Annotated in this window: 13 protein-coding genes; 6 read left to right on the top strand and 7 right to left on the bottom strand. The window is 47.8% G+C overall.

Translation table 11 applies throughout. The features are described from left to right. Nucleotides 1-56 precede the first annotated feature (56 nt). From ACYVE4_RS19895 to ACYVE4_RS19885, 3 genes are all read right to left on the bottom strand, one after another. Complete coding sequence (locus ACYVE4_RS19895) at nucleotides 57-1,508, bottom strand: RagB/SusD family nutrient uptake outer membrane protein (RefSeq protein WP_461041968.1); 1,452 nt, start codon at nucleotides 1,506-1,508, stop codon at nucleotides 57-59. A 107-nt stretch (nucleotides 1,509-1,615) separates the two neighbouring features. After that, nucleotides 1,616-4,612, bottom strand: a complete 2,997-nt coding sequence (locus ACYVE4_RS19890) for a SusC/RagA family TonB-linked outer membrane protein (protein ID WP_461041967.1) — start codon at nucleotides 4,610-4,612, stop codon at nucleotides 1,616-1,618. Between the two features lie 191 nt (nucleotides 4,613-4,803). Continuing rightward, nucleotides 4,804-5,541 (bottom strand): IclR family transcriptional regulator, encoded by a 738-nt coding sequence (locus ACYVE4_RS19885; RefSeq protein WP_461041966.1) that lies wholly within the window; start codon nucleotides 5,539-5,541, stop codon nucleotides 4,804-4,806. 223 nt (nucleotides 5,542-5,764) lie between these two features. Here ACYVE4_RS19885 and ACYVE4_RS19880 point away from each other — a divergent pair, with 223 nt between their 5' ends. The 6 genes from ACYVE4_RS19880 to ACYVE4_RS19855 all read left to right on the top strand — a co-directional run bounded on the left by ACYVE4_RS19880 (nucleotide 5,765) and on the right by ACYVE4_RS19855 (nucleotide 15,288). Further along, nucleotides 5,765-6,376 (top strand): RNA polymerase sigma factor, encoded by a 612-nt coding sequence (locus tag ACYVE4_RS19880; protein WP_461041965.1) that lies wholly within the window; start codon nucleotides 5,765-5,767, stop codon nucleotides 6,374-6,376. Nucleotides 6,377-6,456: 80 nt separating this feature from the next. Further along, on the top strand, nucleotides 6,457-7,566 hold the full coding sequence (locus tag ACYVE4_RS19875; protein WP_461041964.1) for a FecR family protein: 1,110 nt from the start codon (nucleotides 6,457-6,459) through the stop codon (nucleotides 7,564-7,566). Between the two features lie 153 nt (nucleotides 7,567-7,719). Beyond that, nucleotides 7,720-11,073, top strand: coding sequence for a TonB-dependent receptor (locus tag ACYVE4_RS19870; protein ID WP_461041963.1), 3,354 nt, complete (start codon nucleotides 7,720-7,722; stop codon nucleotides 11,071-11,073). A gap of 17 nt (nucleotides 11,074-11,090) precedes the next feature. Beyond that, nucleotides 11,091-12,533 carry a RagB/SusD family nutrient uptake outer membrane protein gene (locus ACYVE4_RS19865; RefSeq protein WP_461041962.1) on the top strand — a complete coding sequence of 481 codons (1,443 nt, stop codon included), beginning with the start codon at nucleotides 11,091-11,093 and terminating at the stop codon, nucleotides 12,531-12,533. Between the two features lie 189 nt (nucleotides 12,534-12,722). Beyond that, entirely contained in the window at nucleotides 12,723-13,997 is a 1,275-nt protein-coding gene (locus ACYVE4_RS19860; protein WP_461041961.1) for a polysaccharide pyruvyl transferase family protein, read from the top strand. A 4-nt stretch (nucleotides 13,998-14,001) separates the two neighbouring features. Next, the gene (locus ACYVE4_RS19855) at nucleotides 14,002-15,288 is read left to right on the top strand and encodes a polysaccharide pyruvyl transferase family protein (protein ID WP_461041960.1); all 1,287 of its coding nucleotides are present in this window, start codon (nucleotides 14,002-14,004) and stop codon (nucleotides 15,286-15,288) included. Between the two features lie 47 nt (nucleotides 15,289-15,335). Here the strand turns inward: ACYVE4_RS19855 and ACYVE4_RS19850 are convergent, their stop codons facing one another. From ACYVE4_RS19850 to ACYVE4_RS19835, 4 genes are all read right to left on the bottom strand, one after another. Continuing rightward, a complete protein-coding gene (locus ACYVE4_RS19850; protein ID WP_461041959.1) occupies nucleotides 15,336-16,871 on the bottom strand; it encodes a sulfatase family protein in 1,536 nt (511 codons plus the stop codon). A 28-nt stretch (nucleotides 16,872-16,899) separates the two neighbouring features. Beyond that, nucleotides 16,900-19,149, bottom strand: coding sequence for a DUF7133 domain-containing protein (locus tag ACYVE4_RS19845; RefSeq protein ID WP_461041958.1), 2,250 nt, complete (start codon nucleotides 19,147-19,149; stop codon nucleotides 16,900-16,902). A gap of 415 nt (nucleotides 19,150-19,564) precedes the next feature. Next, nucleotides 19,565-20,806 (bottom strand): N-acetylglucosamine-6-phosphate deacetylase, encoded by a 1,242-nt coding sequence (nagA, locus tag ACYVE4_RS19840; protein WP_461041957.1) that lies wholly within the window; start codon nucleotides 20,804-20,806, stop codon nucleotides 19,565-19,567. Nucleotide 20,807: 1 nt separating this feature from the next. After that, nucleotides 20,808-21,854 carry a Gfo/Idh/MocA family protein gene (locus ACYVE4_RS19835; protein ID WP_461041956.1) on the bottom strand — a complete coding sequence of 349 codons (1,047 nt, stop codon included), beginning with the start codon at nucleotides 21,852-21,854 and terminating at the stop codon, nucleotides 20,808-20,810. Nucleotides 21,855-22,169 lie beyond the last annotated feature (315 nt).

The raw sequence follows: 22,169 nt of genomic DNA, 5'->3' as shown, positions 1-22,169 counted from the left end.
CAGGTAGCCAACATCGGTCGACTACCTGACCAACCAACCTATCTGTACTTATTTACTTAATACCCCGGATTCTGATCGGTAGGAGCAAGAGCCGTATTATAATTCAATTCAGCTACCGGAATTGGCCAGAAGAGGTGTTTGTCGGCAACGTCTTTGCCGGTTGCCGCCTTAATTATCTCTTTCAGTTTAGCTGTTCCCAGCCGTTTCAGATCGAGCCAGCGTTTCGCTTCGTACTGCGTCTCGTAACCGCGTTCTTTCAGTACCAGATCATTGAAGGTAGTGGCATTGTAATCAGCCAGTTTAAAATCGATGTCTGAAGCGGTTGTTGGTGTTTTGCCATAAGCCCGGCGATGGACCTGATTAAGCGCATCCATCGCAGCTTGCGTTGGTCCATTGCCAGCTCGGCTAACGGCTTCAGCATAAAGCAGAAGAATATCGGCATATCGGTAAACCGGGAAATCGTTACCGGCACCAGTACTCGTGGCTGCAATTGGGTCTGAAAATTTCTTACACAGGATGCTTGTTTTGCCTAAGCCAATATCCCAATTGTACCAGAAAGCACTTTTGCGCAGGTCTTTATCATCCCAGTTTTTAATAATCGGATTCGTTTGCGTATCGCTATAATGTGCGTAGAAACCTCCGGCACCGTGCAATCGTGAACCAGGATGATGCGCAAACATCGCTAAATACATTCCCTGGTCGTTCTGACGGGTTTCTTTCAGATACCAGATTTCTTCGGTCGTCGTAACAACGGTAGGGCCAAAAAGCTTCGTATCGAATTCGGCGGCTGTGGTTATCGGAACCAGCGAAAACACATTTGACTTTATGATTTCATCGGCTTTGTCGCGGGCTTCGGCGTATTGATTTCGAGTGAAATAAACCTCGGCCAAAGCGGCTTTTGCAGCCCATTTCGTAGCCCGTCCGACCTGTGCCCCTTTATCGGGTAGGTTCGTTTCCGCTTCTTTCAGATCGCTCAGAATCAGCGTGTAGACTTCTTCAGCCGTGTTTCGTTTTACGTTTGGTTCGTTCAATTGTGCTTCGGTACGGATTGGAACGCCCCCCCAGTTTCGAACGAGCCAGAAATAGGCAAACGCCCGCAGATACTTGGCTTCCGCAACGTATTTCGTTACGTCGGCCTGACTAATGCTCTTGCCTTTCGGAGCGTTCTGAATGACCAGATTGGCGTTACGTATTGCCAGGTAAAATAAGCGCCATCCATCGTCGGTACGCGGGATATTGGTGCTATTAAGTCCCTGAAAATCACTCAGCACCTGATAGCTACCCCGGCCATAACTGTAATCTGTATACGCTTCAAGTTGGGCACCTAACTGCCCAGTAATACCATTGATGGCCCGAAGCTGGGCGTAGGATGCGTTGACAGCGGCTTCCACTTCACTTGCTGTGTTGTAGAACGTTTCTACAGCCACTGCTTTGGGCTTTTCGACCAGTATTTCCTTACAGGACTGGAGCAGACAAAATGCCGGGAGGAAGAATAATATCTTTTTCATGTATTGTTCAATTTTGAATGATAGAAAGAGCGAATGATAGAATGGCTGAATAACTGAATTTCACTTTTACGTTTTATTCACTCATTCGATCATTTGCTCATTCACAATTAAAACCCAACCCTGATTCCAAATGTGACGGCTTTTGATGTCGGATAGCTGTAATGGTCGATGCCCTGACCGATGGAGTTGGCTCCACCTTGAGAATTGGTTTCGGGGTCCCACCAGGAGTATTTCGTTAACGTCAGCAGGTTCTGTCCGCTGGCGTAGATTTGGGCCGTGCGCATCCAGTTTATTTTTAGCGCCTGCAACGGTAAATTGTAGGCTAACTGGATGGTTCTCAAGCGCAGATAGGAACCATCTTCTACGAATCGGTTCGAATAATTATAGCTGTTGGCGCGGGAAATAACTGGATATTTCGCATTTGTATTCGTTGGTGTCCAGTGGTTCAGATACACTTCCCGAGGCATATTCAAACCAAAGCCATAATCAAGCGTATTGTTGATCGAACTGACATTCACCAGATTATTGCCCTGCGTTCCCTGAATGAACAGGGTAAGATCAAATCCTTTAAACGACATGCTTGAGTTCAGGCCATAAATAAAGTTGGGATTGGGATTACCGATGATGGTTTTGTCGAGCTGATTGATGACGTTATCACCATTCAGATCTTTGTATTTTACTCGTCCCTGATCGGTATAGCCATCTTCAACGTAGCCGAAGAATACGCTCATCGGTTCGCCCTCACGCAGCAGGTTGGCGGCATCACTGATCAGCGTAACCCCGACGCTTCCACCCAGAATATCCTGACCGCCATTAAGTTTGACAACCTTGGACCGGTTGAACGCAATATTACCGTTTAGATCCCACTTGAACGCTTTGTCGAGAACGCGGGCAGACAGCGAAATTTCCAGTCCTTTGTTCTGAATTTGGCCTACATTCCGGATGGTACTGGTGAAACCGAAGCCACTTGGCAATTGCACCGTGTTGAGCAAATCGCGGGTGTTTTTGATGTAATAATCGAGCGTTAACTGGAAGCGGTTATTCAGAAATCCAGCATCGATACCAAAATCCAACTGCTCGGTGGTTTCCCATTTCAGGTTGCCGGGTAGTTGGGTTCCGGGTGCAAACGTATTGTAAAGCGCATCGTCGAATACGGTTTTTCCCGCCGATAGATTATTCAGCGTAGCGTAGGCATTAATGGCCTGGCTACCCGTTAAACCCCAGCTGGCACGGGCTTTCAGGTCGGTAAGGAACGATATGTTTTTCATGAAATCTTCCTCCAGCACCCGCCAGGCCAGCGCGCCCGATGGAAAATAACCCCACTTGTTGCCTTCGCTGTATTTGCTGGAACCGTCGGCCCGAATGCTGGCCGTCAGCAGGTATTTGTTATTGAAGCTGTAGTTCACCCGACCCAGATAGGAGAGCAGAGTACTAAACGAATAACTCGTTCCGGGAATACCGGGCGTTGCTGCCGATCCCAGATTCGCCGTTTCGGTAATATCGCTGAGGAAGCCGACACCCGACGCACTCAGCGACTTGTTCATGAAATCCTGATAGGTGAAGCCCGCAACCGCCGAAATGCTGTGTTTCTGGGCAATGGTTTTGATATAGCTGATGGTATTTTCACTCAGCAGACTCATTCCACGAGAGGTCGAAACGCTTGCGCTCCCTTGCGAGTTGATGAATTTGGTTGTGGTGTATGTATCGGTTTGGTCGTCGCTGTTTTCGATACCGCCCGAAATTTTGATCGCCAGCCCATCAAATGGCTTGAATGTTAGAGCCGCGTTCGCCAGCACCCGGTTTGCATCGACATTATCCGTGAACTGCTCCAGGTAATTCAGCGGATTGATCAATACGTTGGAAATGAACGGATACGCCGTTGCCAATACGCGATACGACCCATCGGTATTATACGGTGTAAGCGTTGGCGGAGCCGAGATCGCTGCCGAAATCAGCGTACCCCCCCGGTTACCACCCCCCGAATTCTGGCGACCGGTTGTAATTTTTGTTAACGTAGCCCCATAACTCAGATTGAACTTTTTACTGACATCTGTCGAAATATTAGCCCGAAGCGAATAACGTTTGTAATCACTACCCCGAATTATGCCTTCCTGATTAAAAATACTGCCACCGACCGAAAACCGTGTTTTTTCGTTGCCACCACTAACTGTCAGATTGTGGGTTTGCATCGGGGCTTTCTGGAAAACCAGATTTTGCCAATCGTAGCCATCACCAAAGCTATTGATCTGATCCTGTGTGAAATAGGGTGCTACTTTGTCGTTGGTAGCCTGCTCATTATAGAACATAGCATATTCCTTTGCATTCATCAGGTCGAGCTTTTTACGGAGCGATTGAATACTGTAACTACCTTCATAATCGACCGTCATTTTGCCTGCTTTGCCCTGCTTGGTTGTAATAATTACCACCCCATTTGCCCCCCGCGAACCATAAATAGCAGTTGCTGAGGCATCTTTCAGAATCTCAATACTTTCAATATCCGAGTTGTTGACGATGGTTGGATTGCTACCCGACGTTGGAAAACCATCGACCACATAGAGCGGCTCGTTACTTCCCTGAATGGAGTTTGTACCACGAATACGTACGCTGATGGATGCACCCGGAGCGCCAGTGTTCTGTGTTACCTGAACTCCCGGCGCCCGACCCGACAGCGCCTGTAATACGTTTGTGGCCGGAAACGCGTCGATCTCTTTTCCTTTTACCTGCGCCAGCGAACCGGTCAGATCCGACTTGCGAACGGTACCATAACCGACCACGACTACCTCATCAAGTTGCCGATCATCGGCTGCCAGTTCAACGTTAATTGTCGACTGGGTTTTAACGGCAACTTCCTGATTTAAAAAACCTACTGACGAAAAGACCAGGGTTGCATTCGCCGGGTTTGGAATCGAGATCCGATAGCTCCCGGAAGCATCCGTGGTAGTACCCGTTGTGGTACCCTTCAGTGAAACAGTGGTGCCCGGCAGAGGAGCTTTATCGCTCGCACCCGTTACCTGCCCGGATACGACGACGGATTGTGCCCACGCTACAGAAGCACAAAGCGTCGTCATACAGGCAATCAGCCACGTAAACGTAACATATTTCATGAGATTTAGGAATGTAATTTTATAATATAAAATTAAATTTTATTCTATTGCAATACTAATGTGTTCTATAGCTTATCTCCAAATTATTTCTTGTTTTTTCATAAAAAACTCAATCCGTAGCTGGTATATACTATAGTGGATTGGGCATAAAAAAAAGGCCGAGGCCTTTTTTAAATATTGTCTATATAGCTCTATATCAGTTTATTATTGATAATAGTAGCGCATTTCCGAAGGTCCTGTACGAGTTTTTGCTTATCCATAGCCATGTAGCGATATTCGGGCAAATAAATGCTCAGGCTGGAAACGACAAGTCCATTTTTGTAGATTGGTACCGCAAGCCCAATAACGTGTCGATTCGGAATTGTTTGCAACGCTAGTTCTTCCCGGCTCATGCGTGACAACACGTCATATAACTGAACTTCGGACTTAATTTCCGGCCAGGAATCGCCAGTGGGGAGCCCATATTTGTTAATGAAACGTTGAAGTTTTTCTTTGGCTAGCATGGCCAGCAAGAGCCGTCCGGAAGCCGAATCATATACAGGTTTTATATCGGCCGTACGTACCTGTAAATCCTGCTCGGCAAAAGTTCTATGAATAACAACTCGTTGATTATCTTTGAGAATAGCTAATAAACAGTTTTCGTTGACGGCGTGCGTCAGTGCATCCATTGGCTCGCGGGCTGCTTCGAGTAAATCTTTCTGGTAGGCTTCGTTTCCAGTTAAAGTGTATGATTTTGCACCGAGTATGTAGCCTTTTTTAGCCCCTATTTGTTCGACATAACCACGGGCAACTAACGTCTTCAAAATGTTAGCGCAAGTCCCATGATTCAGGCTAAGCCCATCGGCTAATTCGCCCAATGATTTTGGTTGTTCGGGATCATTTGCTATCAATTCTAATAAGTCTATGGCTCGATTAATAACCTGGATCATTTGCTATGAATTTTATAATGCAAAATTATTTTAATAAATGAGAAAATAAAACTAGGCCTGTTTTTTCATCTGTCCCGTTGATCATTGCCAATTTGGGGGAGGGATAATTTGTCTTGTACCTGATTCGTATGGTAGAAAACAGCATGCTCCGCTTTTTTTATTTAGGACCTTCCTTAAACACGCGCCAGATCGTAATCGCAACTCTTTATTAAATCGGTTTTCCATGAAATCGCACGGACAAACTCAGGCCAATCTGGATTTACTATACTGGCAGCAGTTACAAAGTGGGAGTGAGTTGGGCTTAAAAAAACTCATTGAACGCTATTTTAATGCCTTACAGAACTATGGTTACAAATTCGTTCGGGATGAGGATTTCGTGAAAGACTGTGTACAGGAAGTCTTTATTGAAATCTGGAACCGTCGGGCGCGGATCAGTACGCCGGAGAGTGTGCGGGCCTATTTGCTGGGTTCAGTGCGGAAACGCGTGTTACGGGAAGGTTTTCGCCAACGTATCAATCGGGATGACGAAACCGCTGACCTCGAAAACGATCTAACTTTTGTGGAGTTCTCGCCCGAATGGTCGGTGATTGAACAGGAGAGTCTGGCCGAAACGACCCAGCGTATTTCGGATTCCTTGAATCAGCTGCCCAAACGACAGCGTGAAGTTATTTATCTGCGCTATTATCAGAATCTGGAGCGAGACGAAATCGCTGAAATTATGGGTGTCAATCCACAATCGGTGTCGAATTTGTTACAGGCGGCCTTTAAAACATTTCGGGAAAACTGGGCGGGTGCTGTGCTGCTGGCAACCTGGCTGAGGGACGTGTCTTTCTGAAAAATTAATCGCATAACGAGTATTTCAACGGCTTCGTTGCCATCTATTTACAGAGCGTCGGTTCCACCCGTTACTTTCCCATGAAGAACGACCATTATCGAGACTACAGCGTTGACGACTTGACCCAGGACGAGCTGTTCCGGGACTGGGTTATCAATCGGAACAGCCAAAGTGAATTATTTTGGCTGGAATGGTTGGCAGAAAATTCGGATTGTGCCGATAAGGTACAATTGGCGAAAGCGTTTTTGCTGGCACTCGAAGAAAAAGATACCGGTTTGTCGCCGACCGAGCTAGAGGATATTTTTGCCAGCATCGTACAAGATAGTCAGCCTACTGTAATTCCTTTCTGGCAAAGACCGGCCTGGCGTGTAGCTGCCACGATTTTGCTGACTCTGGGCGTGAGTTATTTTGCTTTTACCTATTTACGCAAATCGGATGGGGAGCCGCTTAGCCATCAGGAAATCGCTTCACTCGAAGAAATCAGTCCGGCGCTGGCTGCCGATTATACCGAAATCAGCAACGAAAACGCCCAACCCCGAACATTTTTGTTGCAGGACAGCAGCCGGATTGTGCTCTATCCAAACGGAAAACTGCGTTATCCAAAACAGTTCGACGAGGCCAAACGCGAAGTATACTTAATAGGACGAGCCTTCTTCTCGATCAAACGAAATCCGAAGAAGCCGTTTTGGGTTTATACCGATCAGATTTCGACTCAGGTTTTAGGAACCAGTTTCCTCGTAACGACCGATGCCCGTCAGGCAAAAGTGGCCGTTCATTCGGGCCGTGTGTCGGTCTACATGCGTACCGATGTAAAGCGCGAGCAGCAACCCGGAAAGCATGAATCCGCTGGTGTCGTCCTGACGCCAAACCAGCAAGTGGTATTCTCGCTGACTGAAAAGCGATTGGTGAAATCGGTGGTTGAGAAGCCAATTACGTTGCAGAAAGTACCTGTGAACGATTATATTTTTGATGAAGCTCCCATCACCCAGGTGTTTGCCTTACTTGAAAAAACGTACGGATTACCCGTTGTGTATGATGCGTCGAGTCTGGAAAACTGCTACCTAACCGCCAACCTGACGGGCGAATCCCTCTTCGATAAATTGAATCTGATCTGCAAAATTACCCGTTCATCGTACGAGCTGGTCGATGGCCAGATTGTCATTCATAGCAAAGGATGTGATACTAAATAGCTGATATTGAATTGATTAACTTAATGGAATAAATTTTTTCTAAAAATAATCACAAAAAAACAGTATCTATAACTTCTTGCTGCTATCCATGAGCAAACCCCCTTACATCTCATGGATAGATTTTACAGAAATTTATTTCCATTTCAGGAGCTTATGAAACTCTCGGTTATTCAGTTGCTGATAACCATCCTGTTCATGGGTGCAACCTATGCACACAATGCTCGTGGGCAGGAAATTCTTAACCAGCGCATTACGCTCAAAACTGAAACCACAAATCTGAAGAAAGCCTTGCTGACCCTGGAACGGGGCACTGAGGTACTCTTCGTGTACAATCCGAGAGAGATTCAGGTAAATCAAAAGGTAACGCTCGATTCCCGGTTCACCACGCTTAGAGAAGCCCTCAACGAATTACTAACGCCATTGCATATTCGCTACGAAGTGGCTGGAAAGCAGATTGTTCTCTTCAAGAGTGACAATCAGGGATTTAATCCAATCCTGAATCCGGTAAATCCTGCCGAAATATTGGCTGACTTGACGATTACGGGTACGGTTGTCGATGAAAAAGGCGAAGGCTTGCCGGGTGTGAGTGTGCTGGTGAAAGGCACCCAACGCGGCACGTCGACTAATACGGAGGGGAAGTACCAGATTGCCGTACCAGACGAATCGGCGGTACTGGTTTTTAGTTTCGTCGGTTTTCAGACGCAGGAGTTGACGGTTGAAAAACGCAGCCGTATCGACATCACGCTAAAAACCGACAATAAAAATCTGGATGAAGTGGTAGTCGTAGGGTACGGTACCGTCAAAAAAAGTGATCTGACCGGGGCTGTAGCCAAAGTAGGGGAGGCCAATATTAAAGCTACGCCCATTCCTTCGCTCGACCGGGCTATGCAGGGACGGGCTGCCGGAGTTCAGGTGGTTTCGAACTCAGCTCGTCCGGGGGGGAGTTCAACGATCCGCATTCGAGGTTCAGGTTCCGTGAATGCCAGTAACGATCCACTGTATGTCATTGATGGATTTCCAACGGGAAACCTGAATTCCATCAATACCGATGACATTGAAAGTATTGAAGTCCTGAAAGATGCTTCTGCGACAGCTATTTACGGATCGCGGGGGTCGAATGGCGTGGTGCTGGTTACGACTAAGCGGGGAAAAGCGGGTAAAACGGTTATAAGCTATGATGGGTATTACGGCGTTCAATCGGTGCGTCATACGATCCCATTACTGAATGCACAGCAATTTGCCGATTTCGTAAACGAAGCACGCGTGAATGGTGGTGCTAAACCCTTTTTCGATGGCTCCACTGCTGATCAACCGCTTCCGGTGAGTTTAGGAACAGGTACCGACTGGCAATCCTTAATTTTTCAGAAAGCGCCTATTCAAAGCCATCAGATTTCGGCATCGGGTGGTTCCGACAAGTCTCGGTATGCGGTTTCGTTTGGCTATTACGATCAGCAGGGGATAATCCTGAACTCAAATTTCAAACGATACACCTTGCGCGCTAACCTCGACAATAACCTAACCTCGCGCTTAAAAGCGGGTCTGACGATGCAGGGAGCGTACACAACCGGCAACAATGCCCGAACCGAAGTAGACGGCAATAATGGCGGAGGTGTCACTAGTGCTGCATTAAGCTACGCGCCCAATTTTCCGGTTTATAATGCCGATGGTAGCTACTACAAAAACACGGGCGCATTGAATGGCTATGGCGTTGATAATCCATTGGCAATTGCCAACGAAATTACCAATACGAGCACCACGATTCGTTTTTTGGCCAATGCGTTTCTGGATTACACCATCATCGACGGGCTTAATTTTCGTACTAGCTTCGGGGCTGATCTTCAAAATAACAAAACCAATTATTATGCTACCCGACTGACAACAGACGGGGCTACTCTGGGCGGTAGAGCTTCGGTGGGCAATACCCAAAATGTTGGCTGGCTGAACGAAAACACCCTGAATTATACCCGGCAACTGGCTCCCCGTCATAGCCTGAATGCGTTGTTAGGCTATACCATTCAAGGGCTTGCTACCGAAAACGTTACGGCCAATGCCAATACCTTTTCCGACGATTTTGCCGAGTTCAATAACCTTAGCGCTGGTTCGTCGCTGGTAGCGCCTAGCTCCGGGTCTAGCGATTGGCGACTGATTTCGTACATTGCCAGGGTTAATTATGGGTTCGATGATCGTTTTCTGCTTACGCTGACGGGTCGGCGGGATGGTTCCAGTCGATTTGGGCCAAACCAGAAATTCGGTTTTTTTCCATCCGGAGCGCTGGCCTGGAAACTGGCGAATGAGAAATGGATGAAAAATCTGACGGCCATTTCCGACGCTAAACTGCGACTGAGCTATGGCTTATCAGGCAACCAGGAAATCGGGAATTACCGCTATCTGGCCAACATCAGTTCTACTCCCTACATTCTGGGCGGCACGCTGAATACGGGAGCTACTACATCGGCTGTCGCCAACCCTGACCTTCGCTGGGAAAGAAATGCTCAGTTCGACGCGGGTGTCGATTTTGGGCTATTTAATAACCGTGTTCAGGTCACAGCCGACTACTATATCAAAACTACCTCCGATCTGCTGTTTAGTGTCGGTATTCCAACCTCATCGGGCTTCTCAACTACCTTAAAAAACATCGGAAGTGTTCAGAATAAAGGGTTCGAACTCTCGCTGAGTACCGTTAATGTCGATCAGGGAGGATTTCGCTGGACGTCGGAATTCAATGTTACTTTCAACCAGAATAAAATTCTGACGCTCGACGGTCGGCAACAGTTTACAACCGGCACCGATGCTCAGATTTTCAACACGGCGGTTAACCCGATTCTGCTAAAAGTGGATAGTCCACTGGGCAATTTCTACGGGCGGGTTGTAGACGGTATTTTTCAGAATCAGGCCGAAATCGATGCGTCGGCCCAAAAGGGTAGCGCCAAACCCGGTGACATCCGCTACAAAGATCTGAATGGCGATGGCGTTATCAATGACAACGACCGCGACATTATTGGCAATGCGAATCCGAAGTCGTTTGGGGGCTTTAATAACACCTTTTCCTACAAAGGTTTCGATCTGAATATTTTCATTCAGGGGAATTATGGCAACCAGATTCTTAACTATGGCAACTTCGATTTACTGAACCTGACGGGCGGTAATAACCAATCGGCTCGTGTACTGGATCGCTGGACGCCCACGAACCCCAGCAACGAAATTCCTCGTGCCAACAGCGCGGGTGGCTCGCGGATTCTATCGAGTTTCCAGGTGGAAGACGGCTCGTACCTACGATTCAAAAATATCTCCCTGGGTTATACCATTCCCAAAACACTGCTAACCCGACTGTCTATGACGTCGGCCAGAGTTTACGTTACCGCACAGAACTGGTTTACGATCACGAAGTACACCGGCTACGACCCTGAAGTAAACCGCTATGGTAGCTCGTCGCTCAGCCAGGGGTTGGATTATGGGGCTTACCCAGCCGCCAAAACCCTACTGGTTGGCTTAAATCTGAAATTTTAACCCACTCGCTGAAAGCCATGAAATTCAAACACATAGCCCCAATTGTGGCGCTTTTTCTGACGGCCTGCGAAAAGCAACTGGACCTCTCGCCCGTCACCAATCTGACCAATGCTACGTATTATAAAACCGCTGAAGATGCCAGAGCAGCTGTGGGTGCCTGTTATGCCGCCATTGGCGGTACCGATCCCTTCCTAGATCTGGTTACGACGGATGATGCGATTCCGTTTCTGACCGGATCAGCCGACCGCCCTTTACTTTGGCGGTATAACATTACCCCTTCCAACACCTTCGTTTCGCAATTCGCCGGTGCCTACAATGGTATCAACCGATCCAATATTGTGATTGGACGGTTACCGGGTATTTCGATGGATGAAAGTTTGAAAAGCCGATATATCGCCGAAGCCAAATTCCTGCGGGCGCTGCACTATTTCAACCTCGTCCGGCAGTACGGCGATGTTCCAATTGTGACCACCGAAACGACCTCGCTGGAAGGATTGGGCGTTACCCGGCAACCCGCCGATAAAGTATATGAATTGATCGAAACTGATTTGAAAGACGCTGAACGTGTGCTGCCCAAAAGCTACCCGGCCAGTGAATCTGGTCGGGCTACGCTTGGCGCTGCGAAAGGCATCCTGGCGAAAGTGTATCTGACGAGGGCGGGTACTACGGCGGGTTCACCTTACTGGGCGCAGGCAGCCGCGAAAGCCAAAGAAGTCATGGAGCTGGGTGTCCATGATCTGTATGCGAATTTCGCTGATGCATTTGCGCTGACTGCACGAGGTGGCAAAGAGAACATCTTTGAAATTCAGTACCTGACCGACGTAAAAGGCCATGGTGATGGGCGCGGATACGGGGTTCGGTCAGCACCCATTTATCCAGGTACCGGCTCGGGAATTGCCCGGCCTACCGCTCAATTATATAATCTGTTTTTAGATAAGGACACGCGTAAAGCCGTTACCTTTCTGACGTCCTACGTGTATAATGGCGTCACAACCAATCTGTCGATCTCGGACCCTGATTTTACCAAAGCCATCTCGTTTCAGAAACTGTGGGATAAAACCTCTAAAACCGCTGGCGGAGAAGGTACCAGCAAACCAATTCTACGCTATTCAGACGTATTGCTCATGTTTGCCGAAGCAACGAATGAAGCCAATAAGGCCCCGACAGCAGATGCCTATGCAGCCGTGAACAAGGTCAGAACGCGGGCGGGTCTGACGGCTTTGTCAGACCTTACTTATCAGCAGTTTAAGGAAGCGGTTTGGTTAGAGCGTCGTCTGGAGTTAGTGTTCGAAAATAACCGGCGTTACGATTTGCTCCGAACCGGACGTTTGCTTGATGCGGTAAAAGCCGAGACCAGTTTCGCCCGAAGTCCTACTATTCAGCCGTTCCACGTATTAATGCCGATTCCACAAAATGACATGGATGCTAATCCAAACTTGACACAAAATCCTGGGTATTGAACCAGTTTACGGTAATTGATTTGAATAAATTAATTACCGAACTCCTGTGTCCTCACAGCCACCTGTGCGTCTGCCAGTGCCGCCATCCAGGAAGGGGTCTGTGAGGACACAGACCTAGGAAACTGACTTATTCTTTTCGGCGGTTATTTAATGCTGATCAATTACCGTAAACGTCAAACCGAAAAAATCATGACAACTCGTAGAGACTTTCTTAAACAGACCCCCGCTCTAATTGGCCTGCTTACCAGCCTTCCGGCCCTGGCACAATCAGCCGCAAAAAAGTCGATCATTCTCCGTTCGTCCTGGCAGACGGTTAATATTGGTGATATTGGCCATACGCCCGGTGTATTGGCTTTGCTGGAAAAATATTTGCCCGATGTAGAGGTTCGCTTGTGGCCGTCTAGTGTCGATAATGGAGTCGATGAATTGCTGCGTCGACGGTTTCCGAAGGTGCCGATTATCAAAACACCGGAAGAAATTGCCCTGGCCTTTAAAGAATGTGTGTTTCTACTCCACGGCTCGGGACCATCATTGGTGGCTACCAGCAGCGTGGTTCAATGGGATAAAGAAACGGGCAAACCGTTCGGCGTGTATGGCATTACGTTTCCGGGGGTTTATAGCCCTGATCCGAAAGCGATGGTGACGCCCAATCCACAGGCTGTCGAGATGCTGAACAAAGCGAAGTTTGCCCTGTTTCGAGATTCTGTTTCGCTGGATTTTGCCAAAAAGAACGGCGTCCATAACCCGATCATGGAATTCTGTCCGGATGGTGCGTTCGCGGTGGATTTACGGAACGACCAGGCCGCTACGACCTTCATGAAAGAACATGGCCTGGAAGAAGGCAAGTTTATGTGTGTTATTCCGCGTACTCGCTTTACACCATATTGGGAAATTCCGGCTAAAAAAACGCAGTTCGATGCAACAAGAGACGCCCGAAATAAGGAGATGCGCGAGCACGACAATGCCCCCCTTCGGGAAGCTATTATTGCTGTTGTTCGCCAAACGCCGATGAAAATTTTGATTTGCCCGGAAGATGAAACACAGGTGAAACTAGGTAAGGAAATCCTACTGGATAAGCTGCCCGACGATGTAAAACCGAAAGTGGTGTGGCGCGATAAATACTGGCTAACCGACGAGGCCGTGAGTACGTACATTCGCTCGGCGGGGATGTTTGGTTTGGAGATGCACTCGCCCATTATGTGCATCGGTAACGGTATTCCAGCCATTGTTGGCCGATTTGCCGAGCAAACCAGTAAAGGGTTTATGTGGCGGGATATCGGTCTGGACGATTGGCTCTTCGACATGGATAATGACCAGGATATTGCCAGCTATGCACCAACGGTGTTGGCCATGGCAAAAGACCCCAAAGCGGCAAAAGCGAAAGCCGCCAAAGCCCGCAAGTTTGTGGAGCAACGCCAACGCGAAACAATGGGTTTAGTTAAAAAGAACGTAACCGCCGTCTGAGTCCATGCAAGACCGCAGAACTTTCCTGAACCAATTTCCGGCATTGGTTGGGCTACTGGCGAGTGTTCCGACATTGGCACAATCGGCCGCAGTCGGAACATTCGCGAAGAAATCAATTATTCTCCGTTCATCCTGGCAGACTGAAAACATTGGTGATATTGGTCATACACCAGGAGTGCTAACGCTACTGGAAAAATACCTGCCAGAAGTGGAAGTACGGCTATGGCCATCGAATGTGGCCAATGGGGTAGAGGAGATGCTGCGAAAACGCTTTCCGACTGTTCCCATTATCCGAACGCCTGAAGAAATCAACCGGGCGTTTTCAGACTGTGTTTTTCTGGTGCATGGCTCCGGTCCTTCGTTGGTAGCGCGAAAAGATGTGGAACGTTGGGCAAAGGAAACGGGCAAGCCGTACGGCATTTATGGCATTACATTCCCCGGAAATTATGGGTTTCCTGAAGAGCGGCAAAAGGTAAATCCGGTTGATATAGACTTGTTGAGCAACGCCAAATTTGCCTATTTCCGAGATTCGGTTTCGCTGGAATTCGCGAAACAAAAAGGCGTTCATTGCCCCATTATGGAGTTTTGCCCGGATGGGGCATTTGCCGTCGATGTGAAAAACGACGCGGCAGCCATCCATTTTTTAAAAGAACACGGCCTGGAAGAAGGTAAGTTTTTGTGCGCCATTCCGCAGTATCGATTCTCGCCCTGGTGGGAATTGCCCAGCAAAAAACAGGCACCCAATGAGGCCCGACGGGCGTACAACGACAAGATGAAAGAGCAGGATAATAAGCCTATTCGCGAGGCTATTATCGCCGTTGTCCGGCAGACGCCCATGAAGGTTTTACTCGTTCCCGAAAACGAAACCCAGGTGCGTATCGGAAAGGAAATGCTCTACGATCCGCTCCCCGATGATGTTAAAGAGAAAGTGGTGTGGCGCGATAAATACTGGTTAACCGATGAAGCCGTAAGTACCTACATTCGCTCAGCGGGATTGTTCGGGATTGAGATGCATTCGCCGATTATGTGTATTGCCAACGGTATTCCGGCTATTGTTTGTCGGTTTGATGAGCAGACAAGCAAAGGCTATATGTGGCGGGATATTGGCCTGAACGACTGGCTGTTCGATCTAGATACCCCGAAAGATGTCGCCGGAATTGTGCCCGCCGTTCTGGCAATGGCGAAAGATCCCAAAGCCGCCCGGTTGAAAGTAGCAAAGGCCCGACAATTTGTGGAACGGCGCCAACGCGAAACCATGGACGTATTAAAGAAAAACGTACTGTCAGCCTAAAATCAGAGATATTATTGCTGTTGAAAACAATAAGCCTGGTGCGTTTATCATTTAGAGGTGAGTCGTGTTTTTGCCTGTTTTATAGCTGTCAATAAGTCGGTTAATTCCTTTACTTTTTCAGGGCGTTCAGCATACAGGTTTTTGGTTTCTGATGGATCCGTGGCCAGATTATACAACTGTCCGATCGGTTCGCCCACGTTAGGTTTTACATTCTTCGGTTCCGTAAAACCGCCAGAACCAAGACCTTCAATCAATTTCCATTCGCCTTTGCGTACGGCGAAATAGCCAATCGACGAGCTATGAACAACGGCTGGCTGATTAGCAACCAGTTTTGTTTTGCCCAATAAAACGGGCAGGATACTATAACTATCTTCAGGCGTAAAGGAGCCGTCTTTTTCTCCGATGATCTCTTTGCAGGTGGCCATCAAATTGGCTAACGTAGTTGTCGCATCGCTCACGCTGCCCGGCTTCACTTTGGTAGGCCAGCGAACAATGAAGGGAATTCGATGCCCGCCTTCAAAGGCGTCGCCCTTCATGCCCCGAAACTCGCCAGCGGCTTTGTGATTAAATTGCCTGACAAAGTTTTCGCGCCAGTATGGACCATTATCGCTGGCAAATAGTACAATGGTATTTTTGCTTAGTCCAGTTTCATCCAGGGTTTTCAATATGTCTCCAACCGCCTGATCAACCTGTTGGACAAAATCGCCATACTCTCCCGCTTTTGACGTTCCTTTATAGGTTGGTTTGGGCATCCAGGGGGTATGGGGAGCCGCCAAAGGCAAATACAGAAAGAACGGCTTTTGAGCCGACTGGCGTTTTAAAAATGAATTGGCTTTGTTGATAAAACTCGGCAGAACCTCATAGAAATCAAAAGAAGGTGCCTTTTTTCCTTCACGCCAGAATGGGCCTGTATAGCCAGATTGTAAGCTATTGCCCTCTGTGAATGCCGTCGGTTGATCCGTTAACGTTTGATTTTCAAGGTAAACGTACGGAGGCATATCTAACGAGGCCGGGAGAATAAATGAATAATCAAATCCCGCCGTTTTGGGGCCTGCCGTTGGGGGTTGGGCATAATCAATCTGGTCGGGATTCATATCGCTTTTGATGCCGAAATCAGGGTCCGACAATTTTGCCGATTGCTCGGCCGTTGGTACCCAATCTAGGCCCAAATGCCATTTGCCGATAACCGCTGTGGTATATCCATGCTTTTTCAAGAGCGAAGCTACCGTCGGTCGATCTGGTTCGATAAGTGTTCGGTTGTACCCTCGCAGTACACCAACCGGCAACCGGCTTCGCCAGGGGTAACGTCCAGTTAAAAGTGCATAACGAGTTGGGGTACAGACAGAAGAAGGTGAATGAGCGTCGGTGAAACGCATGCCTTGTGCGGCCAATCGATCGATAGTTGGCGTCGAAATCTGACCTTTGGGATTATAGACGGATACATCACCATACCCTAAATCGTCAGCTAGGATGTAAAGAATATTGGGTTGTTTCGGTACCTGTTCCTCCTCATGAAAGGAGAGCAAAACAAAGGCAAGGCCCAGCAGGCCTACACTAAACGAAGGGAAAAGGAATCGCTGCATGGCAACTCTTTCTATCTAGAACGATGGCTCACTTTTCAAAATCGGTTTCAAGTAGCTGTTTTTCGGTAAATACGCCACTGCCTTCGGGTTTCTTAGCCCGCATTTTTTTGACGTTTTCGGCCGAAATCCCCTTGCCAACTTTAGCAAAGGCATTCTGCGTAAAGCCAATGATATCGGCAATGTCCTGATCGCTGATGGTATTATTATTGATCAGCGCGGGCATTTCGTTCGTCAATTGATACAACTTGCCGTCGACGTGAATTGGGCCGCTAACTCCGTGCAGAATGATGGCTGCCAGTCGTTTCATGGAACCGTCAATGTATTCAGAACCTTTAAGTGGCGGGGCTAAATCCTGGATTCCTTTGCCATCTGGACCGTGGCAAGTTGCACAAATACTTCTGAATAATTTTAGGCCTTTGGTTCGGTTATCGACAACGTTGGTTTCCGCTACATAAATGGAGTTCATTTCTTTCTTCTGCCGCTTACCGATGGTGAGAGTCAAGTTATTCTTCAGCAGATCGGTAGGGTTCATAGAAGCCAGATACTGCTCTTCTTTGCCATCGAGCGCGCTGGTGATTCCCTCCTGAACAATACGTTGCGTCGCATATTTTTTCTCGATGGTTGATACAATGGGCAGAAAGGTAGCGTCTGACAGTTTGAGCCACGCATTCAGCGACATAGCCAGGTAAAGGTCAATCGTTTCGTTGTTCTGGGCCAACAGATCCGTGCTGATCGAGTTCATCGTTGCAACTCGCTCTTTGGTTGCCAGTCGCTCTAAAAGCCCTACCGCATGGGCAATCGTTTCGGGCTGTTTCGACTGGGTAATGATATCCTTCAGGCGTTCAAATGTCAGAGCATTTAGCCCTTCGAGCACATAAAGCGCATGAATAGCCGTCAGTAATTCATTCTTGCTTTTGGCCAGCGCCACTAACGTACTTACCACCGACGGATCGTTCTTTTGAATCAGCAATTGCTGCGAACGGTCTCGTAACCAGCCATTTGAATGGCTAAGAAAACCCACTAACTCTTTGCTGGAAGCTTTAGATAGGTCGGGGACTGGATTGGTCTTTGTGTTGGTACTGGTAACTTTCAGAATACGCCCGGCGTGCTGTAGCGTATCCAGTTTTTTGTTGGCAAGCTGCTCGGCCAGGTATTGCGTAAGATAGGCTTTGTGCTGAATGATTCCCCGGTGCATATCGACCACATACAGGGCACCATCTGGCCCCGTAAATAGGTTGACCGGACGAAATCCTTCATCGGTCGATGCGATAAATTCTTTGCCCTCAACGGCCTGACGACCAGTTGTTTGCATTGTCTTGAAGTCCAGGATGTTTCGTTTGATCAGGTTAGCTTCGGGAACGCAGACAAACGCATTCAAATTGTATGCTGCGGGGAAGGCTCCACCTCGATACACCAGGGGGCCGCAAGCGGCCGTAACGTCTTTTAAATAACCTTTCTCATCCAGAACGCCTTGTTGATACCCCCGGTTGACAGACGTTTGGTGAATTGGAAATACCCGATTCGTGGCTAATCGCTGGTGTTCGGCCAGAGTAGGTCTGAAATATTTATTCCGAATCGCCTTATTGGGAAGTACATAATCGCCCTGTAGGTTGACGGAATTATTGTTGTAATAAAGCCGACCAAAGTTGTCTTTTGTGATTCCCCATTGCCCACGGTCCGATGTCGCTTCCTTAAGCCATTTGCCGTTTTTGAGCTGATACCGGAAATGGTAATTGGCATTATAAATCCAGTTGTCGATGTTCATCATCAGGCCGTTGGACGAATGCTCGACGTTGCCACCTTCGGCATAGACGGGGTCAACGAGTGTTTTCTTGCCGGGCTTATCATTCCTGATCTCAACAAACCACAGTTTGGGGCCATCAACATACAATAAGCCACCGTATACATGCGCCAGTGCTCTGGGCAGAACCAGCTTATCTAAAAAGACTTTCGTATGGTCTACGATACCATCTTTGTTCAAGTCCTCCAGTATCGTTATTCGTCCGTTGGGTTCTTCCTCACCAATACCTTCAAGATTAGGCATGTAGCCAACCATCTCGACTACCCACATTCGGCCTTTGTTGTCAAAGTCCATACTTACAGGTGCTTTCAGAAACGGTTCAGACGCAATCAGGCTCAATTTAAATCCGTCTTCTACAACATAGTCGGTAAGCGAAAAGCGAGGTGCATCAAAAGAGATAACTCTGAATCCGGCTATCAGAGCCGAGAGCATTACTAAAATGATAACTGTTAGTTTGACTGGACTTTTTCGGGTCATGCCTATTGCTGATTTTCTTTATTTGGAAAACTTTCGTATCAACACAATACCGTAGTACCGAATAGCGGTTGTAAAAGTTTCGGTAAAGTTACCAAGGTCTTTTTGTCGATAAACATCATTTAGCTTATCTAAAATGTTATAATGCTAAGTTTTGTTAGTTTACACCATATATATATTGAGAGAATATTTTTCTGCCATTCTAAATTAAGGTTACTTCGACGAGATTTCCACCCTAACAACCAGAGCGAATGTGCCGAATCGTATTGCTGATCGTTGCTTTTTGGGGAGTAAGCAAAATTGGCTGTGCGCAGACTTTGGACGAATGGAATCTTGAAAAAGATAAGGATGGAATTCGCGTTTACTCTCGAAACTTAGTTGGTAATCGACTAAAGGAGTTACGGGTGCGATGTACTTTTCAGGGCACTCTATCTGCCCTGGTGGCCATGCTTTCAGATCGCTCGCTCTGATGGGTAATCTGTTTTTTTGCATAAACGATCTGGCCATTGACAATCGTCGCGTCAATGTTGAGGTTGTCGTCGAAAATTACCAGATCGGCGTCTTTCCCCGCAGCCAATGAGCCTTTCCGGGCATCCACACCCATAATACGGGCGGGGGTTAAGCTGGCCATTCGAACGGCATCAAGAAGTGACACATCGGCCAACTGGACCATGTTGCGAACGAGCTGATTCGTGGTGGCGACACTTCCGGCAAACGAACTTCGGTCCAGCAGTTTTGCGACGCCGTCTTCGACCAATACAGGTAAACCATTCGTTCGTGAGCCTAGTATGCTTTCGCCTTCAGGCATACCGGCTGCTCGCATGGCATCGGTAATCAGAGCAATACGGTCGGCTCCCTTGATTTTATAAACCAGCTTGAGCAGGGGAGGTGGCAGGTGAATACCGTCTGTTATCAGTTCGACGTCCATATCCAGTAACAAAGCACTCTCGATGGCACCAGCATACCGAAACGCGTTCCGTCGGGTCACACCCGACATGGCTGAATACAGGTGAGTGGCCAGTGTATAGCCATTTTCATAGGCTTCCAGCACATCGGCATAAACGGCATCTGTATGGGCTATGGCCGCCAGAATACCTTTTTCGCGCAGTCGTCGGCCGAATTCGATAGCCCCTTCTAACTCCGGAGCAGCACTCCAGCGGACAATCGACGATGAATAGGCCAGGATTTCTTCGTACTCAGCAGGATCTGGATTGCGAATGTAACGAGGGTCCTGGGCACCCCGCTGACTCAAAGCAAAGTAAGGTCCTTCCAGATGAATACCCAGGAAAGCAGCACCTCGACGGTTGTTGACCTTTGCGTTTTCGTAGATATCCAGCGTATGCAGCAGGTCTTCTTTTTCGGCGGTTAAGGTGGTAGGTACCAGGGCCGTTGTGCCATATTGAGCGTGCAATTCAGCGATTTTTAGAAATGCTTCTTCTGTACCATCCATAAAATCGTAGCCACCGCCCCCATGCACATGAATATCAATGAATCCGGGCGCAACGAACTTACCCTGGGTATCCAGTTCAGTCGCTCCGGGAACATCGACATCCCGCTCATACACACCTTTAATAAGGCCATCCTGAACGACGATGGTGCCATTCCGAATGTAGCGGAAAGGGGTGATGAGGGTCCCATTCGTTAATTTCAGAAGTCCCATTTTATTTAGCAGCCGTTTTCTTTTTCGCTTTCGCCATCACGCTTTCCAGACTTACGGCCGCTCCATTCTGGCGTTTGCTTTCGTCGGCGGCTTCCATGAATGCAAAAATCTCGATGGTTTCTTCTGCTGTTACCGGCGGCTTTCCGGTTTCGAAATAGGTAGTAATTTCTTTCAACAGGGGTTCATAGCCACCATAGGGGCCTAGTTTTGTATTCCCTGCCTGCGTAAAAACGGTTCCTCCGTATTCGTGTTTACCCGTTCGTGTACCCCGGAACGTACCAACCCGACCATCGGCCCAGGTACCGACGACAATATCGGTTCCGTCGGTATGAACCCGAACGACTTGTTTGCAGCCGGTTCCCATTGCTGTGTATAGTGTTTCAACACCATGAATGCCGTACCAGAACAGATCAGGATGTGTTTTTTCCAGAACGGCCGGGCTAAACGTGTCGGCTCCCAGAACCTGCCGTTTATCGAGCGTTTCCATGCCTTTGATGTAGCGCAGGGAGGATGCCGAAAAAACCGGAATGCCATATTTATTGGACAGCTCGAAAATCGCTACTACATCGGCCAGAGAAGCGGCAATGGGTTTATCAATAAATACGTGTTTGCCCGCTTTAAGGACTTGTGTAACCTGCTCCAGATGAAGTCGTCCGTCGTTTGTTTCCAGCAAAACAACATCTACTTTTTTGAGTAACTCGTCGATGGAGTCAACTACCTCAACGTTTAGTTTTTTGACCTCAGCGGTGTAGTCGGGAATTCGTTTTGCGCTGCTTTCAATGGTTTTACTGCCGTAAGGATAGGCTGCCACAACTTTGTATCCGGCAAAATCCGGGCTGGCGTCGGCAGCATTGAGCGCTTTGGTAAATGCTACACTATGAGACGTATCCAGGCCAATCATACCAACTCGTTTGCCGGGTTCTACTACCTGATCAAATGGCCAGGTGATGGGCTTAACACGTAGAGCAAGGCCGCCTAATACAGCTTTTTGTAAGAAAATTCGACGATTGTGAGTCAAGCCAGATCCTTGTAATTCCTTTTTTTTCATTAGCTGGGTAAGCCTGTTCGTAAAGTTGTACAATAATAAATATTGTTTGCCCTTACAGCAACCGGAGTCGACTTAAGCTACCCTTTTCACTACACTTCTAACCATCTTCTAATTTTTACTGCTTTTAGTCGTCTTAATTTTGTGCAAATTTCAAAAAAGAGCTTTGTCCATTAATGATCTGTATGCATCCTGAATCAGAATTGCTGACGTCCCACTTCGATAAGCAATTAAATAGCTAACTGGCTATTAAAGTATGGATTACGATTCGTTATGAGCGCATATTTCGTGTCTTTTTTGATTTTTTATGAGTCCATT

The organism is Spirosoma harenae, assembly GCF_054776975.1.
This window is presented reverse-complemented; position numbering and strand designations above follow the sequence as displayed.